The sequence below is a fragment of the Rhizobium sp. J15 genome (assembly GCF_002531825.1).
Lineage (GTDB): Bacteria > Pseudomonadota > Alphaproteobacteria > Rhizobiales > Rhizobiaceae > Rhizobium.
This window is the reverse complement of record NZ_NWSX01000063.1, coordinates 16834-29712: the sequence shown is the minus strand read 5'-3', so window position 1 is coordinate 29712 and position 12879 is coordinate 16834. Positions and strand designations below refer to the sequence as shown.

The following is a 12879-nucleotide window of genomic DNA, read 5'->3' as shown; positions in this document are numbered from 1 at the left end:
GCAGTGGCCTTGTGCCGAGGATCTGCTGCCCTATCAACCCGTGGTTAGATGCTCGGCACAAGGCCGAGCATGACGAAGGAAGGGGTCAGCTTCCCGTGCTGCGGTCGCCTCAAGCCGCGACCGCCTGCCTTGCCGTCGCCATGGTCATCTTGCGCTCGGCGCGCTCCTGCTGCGGAGAGCGATGGTAGAGTTCGCGATAACACTTGGAGAAATGCGAGGCCGAGACGAAGCCGCAGGCGACGGCGACTTCAACGACGGGCATGGAGGACTGCACCAGCAGGTGGCGGGCGCGGTCGAGGCGGATTTCCAGATAGTAGCGGGCAGGCGAGCGGCCCATTTCCTGGCGGAACAGCCGCTCGATCTGGCGGCGCGAGAGGCCGGCGCCGTCGGCGATCTCGATCAGCGACAGCGGCTCGGCAAGATTGCCTTCCATCAGCTCGATGATCGACAGGACCTTGGCGTTCTGGACGCCGAGGCGGGCGCGCAGCGGCAGGCGCTGGCGGTCATGCGGGTTGCGCACGCGGTCGGTCAGGTGCTGCTCGCAGATGCGGTTGACCAGGCTTTCGCCGAAATCCTCGCCGATGAGGTTCAGCATCATGTCGAGCGAGGCGGTGCCACCGGCGCAGGTATAGAGGTTGCCGTCGACCTCATAGAGATCGGCGTAGACCTCCGCCTGCGGAAAGGCTTCGGAAAAGCCCGGCAGATTCTCCCAGTGAATGGCGCAGCGCTTGCCGTTCAGGAGACCGGCCTGGGCAAGCACATGCGCGCCCGTACAGAGGCTGCCGACCGCGACGCCGCGATTGTAGCATTCGCGCAGCCAGGCATTGACCGACTTGTTGTTGAACTCTTCGATATCGATGCCGGAACAGACCAGCACCATGCCGGGCCGGTTTTCGCCGCCGAGATGACGGCGCTCCTCGGCAAGCGAGGAATTCGCCTCGATGCCGATGCCGCAGGAAGAATAGACCTTGTCTCCGTCAACGGAGGCGAGCCGCCAGGTGTAGGCCTGGTAGCCGAGCATGCGATTGGCGATGCGCAAGGTGTCCACGGCCGCCGAGAAGGGCAGCATGGTGAATTGCGGTACCATAAAGAAGACCAGCGAACGCTTCTTGATCTGCATCCTGTTCATAGCGAAATCCATGCTCGAGGGACGATGACATATTCGTTGCGCGGAATGCGTCGCGCCGATGTCCTGAAAGCGACACTGGCATGGAAAAATGCGGCCGTGAAGAGCAAATATGCGACATTGACCGCGATTTGACTGGTCTGACGGCCGTCAAGCCGGGAGCCGGATGGAGCAAAGATGTGTCGGCGGCGGAAATTTGGGATGGAAGCGGCTCTGAATTCGATCGTCCTGAAATGAAAAAGGCGGCGTTGCACGAGGCAGACGCCGCCCTCATCTCGGGAGGAATGTCGCATTCATTACATGGTCCGGTGCCCGTGCGATGCCGCTGCAATTTCGTCAAAAGACGTGCGCGAGGCATAACCGGCGTTGCATGACTCAAGCTAAGATGGTGCAGTGCTGCTCAATAATTTCAATCGTAACTTTCGCGACGACTCGTCGCCTATTATCCCAAAGGCAGCATTGAATGAGAAACCTCGCTTTTCAGGGCACGTGGCGAGCATATCAGCAGAAGATACTTGATGATCTGGCAAATCTCATAGGCGATGATGGTTTGCATATCGTCGCAGCACCCGGCTCAGGCAAAACGATTTTAGGCCTTGAGGTGATGCGCAGGCTTGGCGAAGCGACTTTGATCCTGGCCCCGAGCAAGACCATCCGGGATCAATGGGCGCAGCGGCTGCGTGCGATGTTCCTACCCGCTGACGTTGCTGCACCGGATTGGATTTCCCATGATGTAAGGGCGCCTGGCACCGTCACGATCATTACCTATCAGGCTCTGCATGCAGCGTTTTCGGGCCGTGCATCTGAAGAAGAAATCGTCGACAGCGAAGAGGAGGACAACGACCGGACACAATCCGTCGAAGCAGGCAAACAGGAGACGGAGAAGGCGAGAAAGAAAATCATCGCGAAGCTGCGTGAAGGGAACGTTCGCACGCTTGTGCTCGATGAAGCGCACCATCTTAGAAACGAGTGGTGGAAGGCCCTAACGATGCTCAAGGAAGCATTGGGCAAACCGACCGTCGTCGCGCTGACAGCTACGCCTCCATACGATGTCGATCCGCAGGAATGGGACCGCTATCAGGCGCTTTGCGGGCCGATAGACGGTGAAATTTCCGTGCCTGAACTCGTACTGCAAGGCGACCTTTGCCCCCATCAGGACTATGTCCATTTCAGCCTGCCAAGTGCGCTGGAAGCACAGAAACTCGCGGAGTTTCGCGCGCAGATCGCTGACTTCGTCGAAACGCTGCTCGAGAGCGCAGAATTCAAGCAGACAATTCTGCATCACCCGTGGATTATGCAGCCGATCGAAAATGTGGAGCATATACTGGATGATGCCCGCTTTTTCTCCAGCATGCTGATCTTCCTGAATGCGCAATATGTCGACCTGCCGCAATCGACTCTCGACATTCTCGGCGTCAAGGCGCGGGAAATACCGGATCTGACGCTTGAATGGATAGAGGTATTGCTGAACGGCGTCATCTACACCTATCGCGATGATTTCCAAGACGCGGAGCGGACAATCCGCTACCAACAAGACAGGCTGAGGGAAATCAAGGCCGTGGAGCACGGCAAAGTGCGACTGACCGATCCACGATCGGTTCAGAAGCTGTTGGTCTCGAGCGTGAGCAAGCTCAACGCGATCGTCGATATCGCCCGGCTCGAAAGCGCGTCGATACGTGACGAACTCCGTATGGTTATCCTTTCCGACTATATAAGGAAGGATATGTTGCCCACCGGGCCCGCAGACGTTCCGCCTATCGAGAGAATGGGTGTGGTGCCTATCTTTGAGACCTTGCGGCGGTCCGGACTTGATCTCAAGCTTGGAATTCTGACCGGGAGCCTGGTTCTCATTCCGGCGGGATCGAAAGGAATTCTCGATGAGATCGCAGACGATCTTAGCATAGGTGCGGAGCATATCCGCTATCAGCAGGCCGCGTTCGACGCCGGCTTCGTCAGCGTGGAACTCGCGGGCGAGCGGAGCCGCAATATCGTCCATATGATCACCGAACTGTTCGGCCGGGGCGGGATCACGGTCCTGGTCGGCACCCAGGCTTTGCTGGGCGAAGGATGGGACGCACCCTCCGTAAACACCTTGATCCTAGCAAGTACGGTAGGATCATATGTGCTTTCCAATCAGATGCGGGGCCGCGCCATTCGCATCGACCCTCAAGCGCCTCAGAAGGCTGCCAACGTCTGGCATCTGGCAGTCATCGACCCTGAAAAGCTCGAGCAGAGAATCCCGCTGCACTTCGGGAGGAAATCGACCGACAGAAAAGCGCCCGATCCGTTTGACACCATGACAATAGACCTGGGTAGCGACGTCGATGCGCTGAAACGCCGGTTTTATGCCTTTGAGGGATTGTCCTTCGGTGAGCTTCCGCTGATCGAAAGCGGTTTTCAACGATTGATGCTAGGCACAGCGCGGTGGGACGCGCGCGGTGTCGACGACATCAACAAGATGATGGAACGGCGGGCCACCGACCGTAAGGCGCTAAAAGCCCGCTGGCATAGCGCGCTGCACAGCAAACGCGCTGTTGCCAGGATGCAGGAAACATTGGAGAGCAACTATACTCCCAAGGGACTGGTTAACTGGAACACGACAAAATTTCTCTTTGCGCAGAGTGCCGCGCTCGCCGGCCTGATCTTGGATGGATTCCTGCAGGGCTTTGAGGTGATCGATATTCGATCGCTGCAACAACTGGAGTCGGTCCTATTCGTTGTCTTCGCGTTGCTGGCCATCTTCTGTTTGCCGGGTGCGTTCAAAGCTAGCCGGTTGCTGCTTAGGAACGGCTCATTGGAAGGGAGCATGAAGCAGGTTGGGACAACCGTCCTGGAGACGCTGCATCATATGGGGGTCATAAGGACGGAGCTGGGAAAGGTAAGCGTCAAGGCGACGCTCGACCAAAACGGCATCATTTACTGTCGGCTAGAGGGTGCCACGACAATCGAACGATCCCGCTTTCTCGACGCCCTGCGGGAAGTCCTCGTCCCCCCACAGAATCCCCGCTACATTCTCGTCAGGTCGTCAAAACTCTGGCGGTGGAAGCGGGTGGATTATCACGCGCTCCCTTCGATCATCGGCCGAAAAAAGGAGGATGCCATATATTTTGCTCAGCTGTGGAATCGCTATGTCGGCGATTCAGAGCTTGTCTACACGCGCAGCGCTGAGGGTCGCCTGACGCTGCTCAAGTTCCGCGCAAAATCATTTGCTTCGGCATTTACCAGGAAAACAGACAGAGTCAGCCGTTGGGAGTGATTGTAACAGATTAGCGCGGGCGGCACAGCTGCCAGGGGCGCTTCTACCTCACACGCTCGTGCGAGAGGTCACTGCTGAAGGGATAATGCGCCCATCCGACGGAGCAAATGCTACGTTTGAGACGAAAAAGGCGGCGTTGCACGAAGCAGACGCCGCCCTCATCTCGGGAGGAATGTCGCATTCATTACATGGTCCGGTGTTTGCTGTCGTCCGTGCTCGGCCAGCCGATGTCCTTGCGGATGTCGAAGGGCATGGCTTCGATTTCGCGGGCAGTCCGCCAGCGCGTCCAGGCGAGGACGAGCCTGTGGGCATAATCGACCAGATCGAAGTGGCCTCTGCCTGAGGTGAGGTGCTTGCCGCTGCCCCGATAGGTGAGCGTGGTCATTTCCGGTTCCTTTCTTTAGGGTCTGGGCATGGGGTCGGTGGGAGGTTCGTCCATGTCCATGATGCTAATATGGGCCTGCGCAACTCATCATTCAAACGAATAGAGCTTATGGATAACATCAACGAGATTGAATGATCGCGCGTGGGCGGCCGGCGTAATAGCGGGCGTGACAAAAGGCCTTGGAACCATCTCCGTTCCCCATCGTTGCGGCCTGGTAACTGCCAGTTATGCAAAGGAGGAAACGATGATTTCCGCAGATCAGATTCGTGAACATATGGAAGTCAGAGCAGCCGACGGCACCCATGTCGGGACGGTCGATCATCTCGACGGCCCCACCCGGATCAAGCTGACCAAGACCGATTCCGAGGACGGCAAGCATCACCTGATTCCGCTCGACTGGGTCGACCATGTCGACGCTCACGTTCACCTGTCGAAGAATGCGCGTGATGTTCGCAGCCAGTGGGCAACCATCAACTGACGCGCGATCGGCTGCGGCTTCGGCCGCAGCCCTTCACCGCAAGGAGCCTCCATGACAAAGCAATTGAAGGCGGGCGACGAAGTGAGCTGGGATACCAGCCAGGGAAAGACCAAGGGCAGGGTGGTCAGGAAGCAGACCAGCCCGACCAGGATCAAGGGACACAAGGTGAAGGCATCGGCGGCGTACCCGCAATATATCGTCGAAAGCGACAAATCGGGAAAGCGAGCCGCGCACAAGCCCGACGAACTCAGGAAGCTTTGACGGCGCGAAGGAGATCGATATGCCAGCCAAGTCGAAAGCCCAGCAAAAGGCCGCGGGTGCCGCGCTCTCGGCCAAACGCGGCGAAACGCCGAAGAAGGAGCTGAAAGGTGCTTCGAAGCAGATGGTCGAATCCATGAGCGAAAAGCAGCTCGAAGAATTCGCCTCGACCAAGCGAAAGGGCAAGCCGGAGCATGCCTCGAAATAGACGGCGTGACGGCTCACTCGGCTCAGGTCGTCGTCGATTGCATCGAAAATTCCGCCACCTCATGCGCTTCGGAGACGGCGGCCAGGATCGCGCGGGCGGATGCATCTGGATCTTTCGCGAGCCATCGCAGCTCGAACCCCAGCGCTGTGCGGTCGTCGTCGGTCCGTTTCAGCGAGCCGAACGATGCGCTGCATCCGAGAGGCTCGAGCAGCTTCGAGAGATCGGCAATGGAGGAACTCGAACCATAGATGACGAGCGTTGCCTTGCGTTCGCAGCGCAGCCAGGTATCCAGGCGCTTCATCGGCGACAGGACGACGAAGGCGACGGCGGTCGCGATCGTTCCGGTGACGATCTGGCCGCCGCCGAAGCACAGGCCGACAACGGTCATGAACCACATGGTGGCGGCCGTGGTGACGCCGGTCATCGTGTCGCCGCGTCTCAGGATCGCGCCGCCGCCGATGAAGCCGACGCCGGTCAAGACGCCGAGGGGAAAGCGCAGCACGTCCATCTGCGTGAAGTAACTAAAGGTTTTGCCATAGGTCGACAGAAGCAGGTTCGCCTGGATCATCGCCAGGCAGGCGGCGAGCGCCACCAGGATCGTCGTCCGGAAGCCGGCCGCATGACCGCCGCGCTCGCGGTCGAGGCCGATGAGGCCGCCGGCGATCACCGTCAGCGCCATGCGCGCGCCGATATCCCACCAGCTCGGGGTCAGCGGCATGGCCTCGGTCAGGATCGAAAGCATGTTTCGCTCCTGAATGTGTCGCGGGCTTTGTGCCGTTCGCCAGGCATCGATCCTCCTCGGCCGCTGTTGTCACGGGTCTAAAACGCCAGGCGGCGCGGGACGTTCCTCTTGCCGATGCGGCGTGATTGGCGGTTTGCCGGCAGCGGGTGTATGTATGTACCGGATGCGGGCCACCGCCCGTCAGCAATAAGCATCGCGTTCACAACGGAGTATAGAATTGGCCGTCGCCTTCACCAAGGAAGAGAGTTTCGAAACCGCGTCGGAAACCCTGCTGCCCGACCGACCGGTTTCGCCGCATCCGAACCTCGTGACCGAAGCCGGCTTGAAGGCTCTGGAGCAACAGTTCCAGCAGGCGCGCGAGGCCTATGAGGCCGCCAGCACCATCGAAGACGTGAACGAGAAGCGGCGGCAGACGGCGGGTCCCGTGCGCGATCTGCGCTACCTCGCGGCGAGACTTCGCACCGCGCAGGTCATGCCTCAACCGGCATCGACCGACATCGTCGCCTTCGGCAGCACGGTGACCTTCAGCCGCGACGACGGACGCGTGCAGACCTATCGCATCGTCGGAGAGGACGAAGCCGATCCCAAGGCCGGATCGATCTCCTACGTGTCGCCGGTGGCGCGGCTGCTGATGGGCAAGTCTGTCGGCGATGCCGTGGAAAGCGGCGGCCAGGAGCTGGAGATCATGGCGATCGCCTGAAGGCAACGCTGGTGCGGGTCGCTGCAAATAAAATAGGTACCAATTGGTACTTTATTTATCGGGCATTTACGATTCGCGACCTAGAAGGATGACCTCTCATCATCGAAGGTCATCCCATGGTCAGCGCAGTTTCCGGTTCGGCATCCACCATTCTGAGTTCGTCCGCTTCGACCTCGTCTTCCAGCTCTTCGGATCAGCTTGCCTCTCTCGAGGTGCGGCTTGCCGAAAAGGAGGCGGCGCTGTCGCAGACGCAGGACGAAGAGGAGAAGGCCACGATCGAGAAGGCGATCGAGGCGCTGGAGGCCAAGATCGCCAAGCTCGAAGCCTCCGAGAGCGGCAAGAGCCAGGCATCTGCCGCGTCTAAGCCCAATGCTGCTCCGGGAGAATTCTCCGGCGAGAGCGAGCGTATCGGCACGAAGAATTTCGACGAGACCAGCGAGTTCGGCAGCCGCACGGCTTACGTTTGATCGTGCGGTAATGGCGATCAAAGACGGCGCTTCGCCACCGTGACGATTTCGCGCGTCAGCTCCGCCAGGCGGTCGGCGGCGAGGCGGTTGATCTGCCAGTAGAGCGGAATGTCGAGCGGGGTGTCGGGAACGAGCTCCACCAGCCGCCCCGATGCGAGATGGTCGCGGGTCAGCTGGATCGGGTTCATGCCCCAGGCTATGCCCGAGAGCGTGGCCTCGACGAAACTCTGCGGCGACGGCAGCCAATGGGTGGGATAATCGAGATCGGCTCCGAATGTCTGCCGCACCCAGCTGGTCTGCAACCTGTCCTTCTGGTTGAAGGTCAGGGCGGGCGCGTTGCGGATCGCCTCGGCGGTGACGCCATGGGGGAAGTGGCGGGCGACGAATTCGGGTGTTGCCGTGGCCTGGTAGCGCAGAACGCCAAGTTCAAAGCGCCGGCATCCGCGGACCGGCTTTTCCAGGCTGGTGACGGCCGCGATCACCCGGCCGCGCTGCAGCCATTCGGCGGTGTAGTCCTGGTCGTCGACGGCGATGTTCAGCAGATAGGAAGAGCTCTTGGCGAAATTCGCCATGGCCTCCACGAACCATGTACCGAGGCTGTCGGCATTGGTGGCGATCTGCAGCGTCACCCTTTGCAGCGGCTCGGCGGGATCGATGAGGGCCGGCAACTGGCCAAAGAGTTCGGCCTCCAGCATGCCGACATTTTCCATATGGCGGCAGAGCCATTCTCCCTTTTCGGTGGCCGTGCAGGGCGTGCCCCGGACGATGAGGACGGTGCCGAGACGCTCTTCGAGTTGCTTGACGCGCTGCGAGATCGCCGAGGGCGTGACGTTGAGGATGGCGGCGGCTCGCTCGAAGCTGCCGGTCTGGACGATGGTTGCGACGGCGCGAAGGGCGGGATAGTCGAGCATGGATTAGTTTCGCTTAATTCAGGTAAGATCGATTAATTAGACTAATTCAGCCGCCGGCGCTATCGCAACCTCACCGAAGCGCGGGGCATTGCCGACCAGATGAGTTTTCCGATCTATTTCACCGGCCTGATGATGGGCCTCAGCCTGATCGTGGCGATCGGGGCGCAGAATGCCTTCATCCTTCGCCAGGGGCTGCGCAACGAACATGTCTTCGCCGTGTGCCTCACCTGCGCACTGTCGGATGCGGCCCTGATCCTGCTCGGGGTGACCAGCCTCCAGCAGATCGCGAGCCTGCTGCCCTGGCTCGATCCGGTCATGCGTTATGGAGGCGCGGCGTTTCTGGCCTGGTACGGAGCCAAGAGCCTTTATTCGGCTCTGCGGTCATCCGCCACTCTCACGGCGGCGGAAGCAAAGACGGCGAGCTTTCGCCAGACGCTTGCGACCTGCCTCGCGCTTACCTGGCTCAATCCGCATGTCTATCTCGATACGGTGGTGCTGCTCGGCACGATATCGACGCGCTACCCTGGCCAGCAGGCCTCTTTTGCCGCCGGCGCGATGACAGGTTCCTTCCTGTTCTTCTTTGCCCTCGGCTATGGTGCGACTTGGCTGCGGCCGATCTTCTCGAAGCCGGCGTCCTGGCGGATGCTGGAGACGCTCGTCGCTTTGACGATGTGGATCATCGCCTTCAAGCTCATCGGCGGGATGTGAGCAGGGCGTCTGCTGGTTCGAGGAGACCAGCTGGAGGCTTGCGGTGCAGCTTTCGGATGAGGAAGCTAACTGACTACGTGCACCACTAAGCGACGATGCGCCGACAATGTGCTGCTCTCATGGAAGTCCGTAGAGGATCGCCATCGATAGAGCCGCGCCTTAGGCGCGGCTCGGCGATTCCACGATCCTCAGAGCCCGCCTCGGCCGAGCAGCGCCGCCGAGCAGGGGCAATTCAATTTCGCGCTGGCAATCCGCCATCAGGTGCGACGGGAATCGCTTCAATTCCCGCAGCGCATGTTCATGGTTCGCGTCCCTGCGCCGGCGTGACTTGAACGCGGAGAGGGCTTGTACGATATTCCATGTGCTTGTTTGTGCCATGTCCGGCCTCCTTTGCTGCATCAGTTGCCGATACGCAAACTATGGGGGCCGATTGACATTCAATCAAACAAAATGATATGGCTTTATAAATCAGAAAAATTGAAAGATGCGACGATGAGCCTACCCTTTCGCCGTCCCATTCCTTTGCTTGACAACGATGTGCTGCGCACTTTCGTCGCCATCGCCGAGACGGGCAATTTTTCCACCGCCGCCGAAGCGGTCTTCCGCACGCCTTCGGCGGTCTCCATGCAGATCAAGAAGCTCGAGGAACAGCTCGGTGCGACGCTGTTTTTGCGCGACGCCCGCTCGGTGACGCTGACGCGCCATGGCGAGATGCTGCTCTCCTACGCGCGCAACATACTGGCGCTTTCGAACGAGGCGGTGTCTCGCTTCATCATGCCGGAGCTGACCGGCGTCGTGAGACTCGGCGCGCCCGAGGATATCGGCGAGCGGCTGCTGCCGAGAATCCTGAAGAGCTTCGCGGAAAGCTATCCCGGCATCATGGTCGACGTGACGATCGACATGAGCGTCGGCTTGAAGAAGCGCATGGAGGAACAGCGGCTCGATCTGGCACTCATCAACTGCGCCACCCGGCCGTTCCCGACCGGCGGCGAGGTGGTGTTCCGCGAACGGCTGGTCTGGGCCGGCGCAAGGTGCGGTTCGGCGCATCGGCGCGATCCCCTGCCGATCTCGATCTGGGAGGACGGCTGCATCTGGCGGCAGGAGGCGCTCGCCCAGCTCGAGCGCAACAAGCGGCCTTATCGCGTCGCCTATCTCAGCGGCCATACAATGGCGCAGCGCGCCGCCGTGATCTCCGATCTTGCCATCGCGCCGCTGCCGCTGTCCTATGTCAGCGAGGACATGACGATCCTCGGCCTGCAGGAAGGGCTGCCCGAACTCGGCTCCTTCGACATCCGGCTGCTGACCGCCTCGCAGATGTCGGGACCGATCGAGACGGTGGCGGACAGCATTCGCGGCGAATTCGCCGAAAGAGCCAAGGCGGTCGCCGCCTGAGGATCCTTCAGACGCTGAACCTTTTGTTCCCTTGTGCGTTATCGGCGCGGATGGCATGAGTGCCGTTCGGGGTTGATTTCAAACAAGGATATTCGAAATGACGACAACGGCCAAAATTGCCGCAGCCTTCATGGTTCTTCTCGCTCTTTCCTCCTGCGGCAATACGATCCGCGGCATGGGAAAGGATACGGCAAACGCCGTCAACGCCACGCAGGATGCCGGGCGTTCGGTTGATCGCGCTGCGCGGAAGTGATCGGTCGGTAATGCCGGGCTGACAAGGCTGGCTGAGGCCTGAAACCGGACCACTCTGGCGAGTGGCCGGGATCCGGTCCGTCTTATCGGACGGCCGGGGGGTATGCCTTTTCGAGGCCGCCGGATCGGCTGAGGCCGGTCCGGAAGGCCTGGTAGGCGGGGTGCTGGCTGGAACGGGCCGTTTCCATCAGCCGGATTTGCAGGCGGTCCGGCGCCTGGGTCCCGAGCCACAATCCAAGATTTTCGAGTTTCAGCGAGTTCAGGAAACGCGAGCCCGCGGCAAGATCGAGGTGGCGGCGCAAGCCCTCGAGCAGATTATCGTCCTGGGCGGCATTTTCCATGAGGAGCGTCAGATAGGATTTATCGGGCTCCTGCAGCGCGGCGAGCTTTTCCGCAACGGTATCGCGGTCGGGAAAGGGAACGTTGCCAGTCATCTCGAATCGTCCGGTCGTTGATCGTCTCCCTGCGTTTATAAGCTTGCCTTAACCTTCTCGGCTACATCGGCCGGCACCCATTTCGTCCAAAGGCTCTCGTAATTGCGCAGGAAGTGGATCGCGGCATTCTCGTTGCTTTCGCGGTTTTCGTCCTGCCAGGCGAGCACCTGGTTGATCGTCGCATTGTCCCATTTGCGGGTCTTGAGATAGGCGGTGACCGGCGCGGCGCGGCTCGCGAAGGATCTGGTCATCAGCGTGAATGCGCGCGAGACCGGGTAGGAATTGATCTGGGGCCTGGCGCAGCCGGCAACGGCGGTGCAGCCGTCCCATTCGCTCTTGTCATGGCCGACGCCGAAGCTCAGGCGCGTCATGTCGTATTTGCCGAGGATGGCGGTCGGCGCCCAGTAATAGCCGAGCCAGCCGACCTTGTTCTCGAAGGCGCGGGCGATCGACGCGTCGAGCTGTTCGGGACTGCCGGTCTCGACGAGTTCGAAGCCCTTCTTGTCGGCGGCAAGCGCCCGGAAAAGGTTGGTGGTCGATATGTGGCAGCTCCAGTCGGCCGGGCAATTGTAGATTGCGCCCTTGGATGGATCCTCGCCGAGAAAAAGCTCGGGATGCTTCAGAGCATCCTCGACCGAGCGAATGTCGGGATTGGCGTCGGCGATGAATTTCGGGATGAACCAGCCCTCGACGGCGCCATCGGCAAGGATCTCGGCGCCCTGCACCAGCCGGCCGGTTTTGACGGCCTGATCGAGCAGGGCCCTGACGGAATTGATCCAATATTCCGAAGCGATGTCGGGCGTGCCTTTCTCGTTCATCGAGGCGAAGGTCGGCAGCGTGTCGCCGTCGACGATGGTGACGGAACAGCCATAGCCCTTTTCCAGGATGATCTTGTCGAAGTTTGCCGCAATGCCGGCCGAGGCCCATTTCATCTCGGCGATCGACACCTGGCCGCAGTCGGCGGCGGCCGCCGGCGCAGCAATGGAAAAAGCCGCGGCAAAGACGGCCGAAATCAGAAGCGTCTTCATCGTCATTCCCCGAATTTTCGTTGCTCGGACGCGCCGCCGGTCTCGAAAAATCGTCACAAGCTTTGCGGCGCCCGAAAGGGAGGGTGCCTGCCGGGCGATGGCGCAACAGGCCTTCCTGTTCACGGACGCCGTTCATCCTTGCGGCTTCGGCGGCGGGTCGCAGGTCATGTTCAACAATGGCGCATTTTGGCCAAGCCTACGCGTTCGCTCGCAGAAATCAACCGTCTTCTGCTCATGGTTGCGTGACTAAATGATTGAATTCGAAGAATTTATGTCAATAGCCCTGAAATGGAGCCGCCGATGGGGCTCGCCACGGGCGAGGGAACGTCGGCAGAAAAATCGACGGAAATGCCAAAAAAAGTCAAAATTAACATTTGCGTAAGTCTTCAATAACTCTCCGGTAAGAATGTGCCGTTATCAGTGGGGTCGCAGCCGGAACAACCGCTGCTTCTCTGGTTCAGGTAGTGCGTACCGGAGAAAGCGAGATTCGCCGTGTAGAGGGCGAAGGCGCCAGCGTTTTCGGCAAACCGCGCA

At 60.2% G+C, this 12879-nt stretch carries 17 protein-coding genes; 10 read left to right on the top strand and 7 right to left on the bottom strand.

Going from position 1 to position 12879, the window contains the following annotated elements; all coding sequences use genetic code 11:
* Nucleotides 1-109: 109 nt before the first annotated feature.
* Nucleotides 110-1129 carry a GlxA family transcriptional regulator gene (locus CO670_RS30260; RefSeq protein ID WP_088687664.1) on the bottom strand — a complete coding sequence of 340 codons (1020 nt, stop codon included), beginning with the start codon at nucleotides 1127-1129 and terminating at the stop codon, nucleotides 110-112.
* Between the two features lie 80 nt (nucleotides 1130-1209).
* On the opposite strand from CO670_RS30260, the gene CO670_RS33170 reads away from it, so the two are divergent.
* Together CO670_RS33170 and CO670_RS30250 are read left to right on the top strand one after the other, a co-directional pair.
* Nucleotides 1210-1500 (top strand): hypothetical protein, encoded by a 291-nt coding sequence (locus tag CO670_RS33170; protein ID WP_176539064.1) that lies wholly within the window; start codon nucleotides 1210-1212, stop codon nucleotides 1498-1500.
* Between the two features lie 89 nt (nucleotides 1501-1589).
* Nucleotides 1590-4382 (top strand): DEAD/DEAH box helicase family protein, encoded by a 2793-nt coding sequence (locus CO670_RS30250; protein ID WP_097593687.1) that lies wholly within the window; start codon nucleotides 1590-1592, stop codon nucleotides 4380-4382.
* 184 nt (nucleotides 4383-4566) lie between these two features.
* Here the strand turns inward: CO670_RS30250 and CO670_RS30245 are convergent, their stop codons facing one another.
* Complete coding sequence (locus CO670_RS30245) at nucleotides 4567-4767, bottom strand: hypothetical protein (RefSeq protein WP_088673640.1); 201 nt, start codon at nucleotides 4765-4767, stop codon at nucleotides 4567-4569.
* 244 nt (nucleotides 4768-5011) lie between these two features.
* Between CO670_RS30245 and CO670_RS30240 the strand changes: the two genes are divergently transcribed.
* Genes CO670_RS30240 through CO670_RS30230 form a run of 3 tightly spaced genes read left to right on the top strand, consistent with a single transcriptional unit; the run spans nucleotide 5012 to nucleotide 5711 of the window.
* Nucleotides 5012-5245 (top strand): DUF2171 domain-containing protein, encoded by a 234-nt coding sequence (locus CO670_RS30240; protein ID WP_010033775.1) that lies wholly within the window; start codon nucleotides 5012-5014, stop codon nucleotides 5243-5245.
* 51 nt (nucleotides 5246-5296) lie between these two features.
* Nucleotides 5297-5506 (top strand): DUF2945 domain-containing protein, encoded by a 210-nt coding sequence (locus CO670_RS30235; protein ID WP_097593685.1) that lies wholly within the window; start codon nucleotides 5297-5299, stop codon nucleotides 5504-5506.
* A gap of 19 nt (nucleotides 5507-5525) precedes the next feature.
* Complete coding sequence (locus CO670_RS30230) at nucleotides 5526-5711, top strand: DUF3008 family protein (protein WP_003564288.1); 186 nt, start codon at nucleotides 5526-5528, stop codon at nucleotides 5709-5711.
* A 22-nt stretch (nucleotides 5712-5733) separates the two neighbouring features.
* Here CO670_RS30230 and CO670_RS30225 read toward each other — a convergent pair whose 3' ends face one another.
* Complete coding sequence (locus tag CO670_RS30225; protein WP_097593683.1) at nucleotides 5734-6453, bottom strand: MgtC/SapB family protein; 720 nt, start codon at nucleotides 6451-6453, stop codon at nucleotides 5734-5736.
* A 217-nt stretch (nucleotides 6454-6670) separates the two neighbouring features.
* Here CO670_RS30225 and greA point away from each other — a divergent pair, with 217 nt between their 5' ends.
* Together greA and CO670_RS30215 are read left to right on the top strand one after the other, a co-directional pair.
* A complete protein-coding gene (gene greA / locus CO670_RS30220) occupies nucleotides 6671-7153 on the top strand; it encodes a transcription elongation factor GreA (protein ID WP_097593681.1) in 483 nt (160 codons plus the stop codon).
* Between the two features lie 116 nt (nucleotides 7154-7269).
* Nucleotides 7270-7620, top strand: coding sequence for a hypothetical protein (locus tag CO670_RS30215; protein ID WP_097593680.1), 351 nt, complete (start codon nucleotides 7270-7272; stop codon nucleotides 7618-7620).
* A gap of 17 nt (nucleotides 7621-7637) precedes the next feature.
* Here CO670_RS30215 and CO670_RS30210 read toward each other — a convergent pair whose 3' ends face one another.
* Nucleotides 7638-8531 (bottom strand): LysR family transcriptional regulator ArgP, encoded by an 894-nt coding sequence (locus CO670_RS30210; RefSeq protein WP_097593678.1) that lies wholly within the window; start codon nucleotides 8529-8531, stop codon nucleotides 7638-7640.
* A gap of 99 nt (nucleotides 8532-8630) precedes the next feature.
* On the opposite strand from CO670_RS30210, the gene CO670_RS30205 reads away from it, so the two are divergent.
* Nucleotides 8631-9239, top strand: coding sequence for a LysE/ArgO family amino acid transporter (locus CO670_RS30205; RefSeq protein WP_097593677.1), 609 nt, complete (start codon nucleotides 8631-8633; stop codon nucleotides 9237-9239).
* Between the two features lie 159 nt (nucleotides 9240-9398).
* Here CO670_RS30205 and CO670_RS30200 read toward each other — a convergent pair whose 3' ends face one another.
* Nucleotides 9399-9617 (bottom strand): hypothetical protein, encoded by a 219-nt coding sequence (locus tag CO670_RS30200; RefSeq protein WP_097593676.1) that lies wholly within the window; start codon nucleotides 9615-9617, stop codon nucleotides 9399-9401.
* Between the two features lie 72 nt (nucleotides 9618-9689).
* On the opposite strand from CO670_RS30200, the gene CO670_RS30195 reads away from it, so the two are divergent.
* Together CO670_RS30195 and CO670_RS30190 are read left to right on the top strand one after the other, a co-directional pair.
* Nucleotides 9690-10631 carry a LysR family transcriptional regulator gene (locus CO670_RS30195; protein WP_176539063.1) on the top strand — a complete coding sequence of 314 codons (942 nt, stop codon included), beginning with the start codon at nucleotides 9690-9692 and terminating at the stop codon, nucleotides 10629-10631.
* A 97-nt stretch (nucleotides 10632-10728) separates the two neighbouring features.
* Nucleotides 10729-10884, top strand: a complete 156-nt coding sequence (locus tag CO670_RS30190) for an entericidin A/B family lipoprotein (protein WP_011425752.1) — start codon at nucleotides 10729-10731, stop codon at nucleotides 10882-10884.
* An 82-nt stretch (nucleotides 10885-10966) separates the two neighbouring features.
* Here the strand turns inward: CO670_RS30190 and CO670_RS30185 are convergent, their stop codons facing one another.
* On the bottom strand, nucleotides 10967-11317 hold the full coding sequence (locus CO670_RS30185; RefSeq protein WP_097593674.1) for a hypothetical protein: 351 nt from the start codon (nucleotides 11315-11317) through the stop codon (nucleotides 10967-10969).
* Between the two features lie 35 nt (nucleotides 11318-11352).
* Nucleotides 11353-12351 carry a glycine betaine ABC transporter substrate-binding protein gene (locus CO670_RS30180; RefSeq protein ID WP_176539062.1) on the bottom strand — a complete coding sequence of 333 codons (999 nt, stop codon included), beginning with the start codon at nucleotides 12349-12351 and terminating at the stop codon, nucleotides 11353-11355.
* Between the last annotated feature and the right edge of the window lie 528 nt (nucleotides 12352-12879).

What these genes read in the sequence shown, in the direction of transcription:
- CO670_RS30245 (WP_088673640.1), bottom strand. Translation starts at nt 4,767, where the DNA reads ATGACCACGCTCACCTATCGGGGCAGCGGCAAGCACCTCACCTCAGGC.
- CO670_RS30185 (WP_097593674.1), bottom strand. Translation starts at nt 11,317, where the DNA reads ATGACTGGCAACGTTCCCTTTCCCGACCGCGATACCGTTGCGGAAAAG.
- CO670_RS30215 (WP_097593680.1), top strand. Translation starts at nt 7,270, where the DNA reads ATGGTCAGCGCAGTTTCCGGTTCGGCATCCACCATTCTGAGTTCGTCC.
- CO670_RS30210 (WP_097593678.1), bottom strand. Translation starts at nt 8,531, where the DNA reads ATGCTCGACTATCCCGCCCTTCGCGCCGTCGCAACCATCGTCCAGACC.
- CO670_RS30180 (WP_176539062.1), bottom strand. Translation starts at nt 12,351, where the DNA reads ATGACGATGAAGACGCTTCTGATTTCGGCCGTCTTTGCCGCGGCTTTT.
- CO670_RS30230 (WP_003564288.1), top strand. Translation starts at nt 5,526, where the DNA reads ATGCCAGCCAAGTCGAAAGCCCAGCAAAAGGCCGCGGGTGCCGCGCTC.
- CO670_RS33170 (WP_176539064.1), top strand. Translation starts at nt 1,210, where the DNA reads ATGGAAAAATGCGGCCGTGAAGAGCAAATATGCGACATTGACCGCGAT.
- CO670_RS30225 (WP_097593683.1), bottom strand. Translation starts at nt 6,453, where the DNA reads ATGCTTTCGATCCTGACCGAGGCCATGCCGCTGACCCCGAGCTGGTGG.
- CO670_RS30190 (WP_011425752.1), top strand. Translation starts at nt 10,729, where the DNA reads ATGACGACAACGGCCAAAATTGCCGCAGCCTTCATGGTTCTTCTCGCT.
- CO670_RS30240 (WP_010033775.1), top strand. Translation starts at nt 5,012, where the DNA reads ATGATTTCCGCAGATCAGATTCGTGAACATATGGAAGTCAGAGCAGCC.
- CO670_RS30250 (WP_097593687.1), top strand. Translation starts at nt 1,590, where the DNA reads ATGAGAAACCTCGCTTTTCAGGGCACGTGGCGAGCATATCAGCAGAAG.
- CO670_RS30235 (WP_097593685.1), top strand. Translation starts at nt 5,297, where the DNA reads ATGACAAAGCAATTGAAGGCGGGCGACGAAGTGAGCTGGGATACCAGC.
- CO670_RS30195 (WP_176539063.1), top strand. Translation starts at nt 9,690, where the DNA reads ATGATATGGCTTTATAAATCAGAAAAATTGAAAGATGCGACGATGAGC.
- CO670_RS30260 (WP_088687664.1), bottom strand. Translation starts at nt 1,129, where the DNA reads ATGAACAGGATGCAGATCAAGAAGCGTTCGCTGGTCTTCTTTATGGTA.
- CO670_RS30205 (WP_097593677.1), top strand. Translation starts at nt 8,631, where the DNA reads ATGAGTTTTCCGATCTATTTCACCGGCCTGATGATGGGCCTCAGCCTG.
- CO670_RS30200 (WP_097593676.1), bottom strand. Translation starts at nt 9,617, where the DNA reads ATGGCACAAACAAGCACATGGAATATCGTACAAGCCCTCTCCGCGTTC.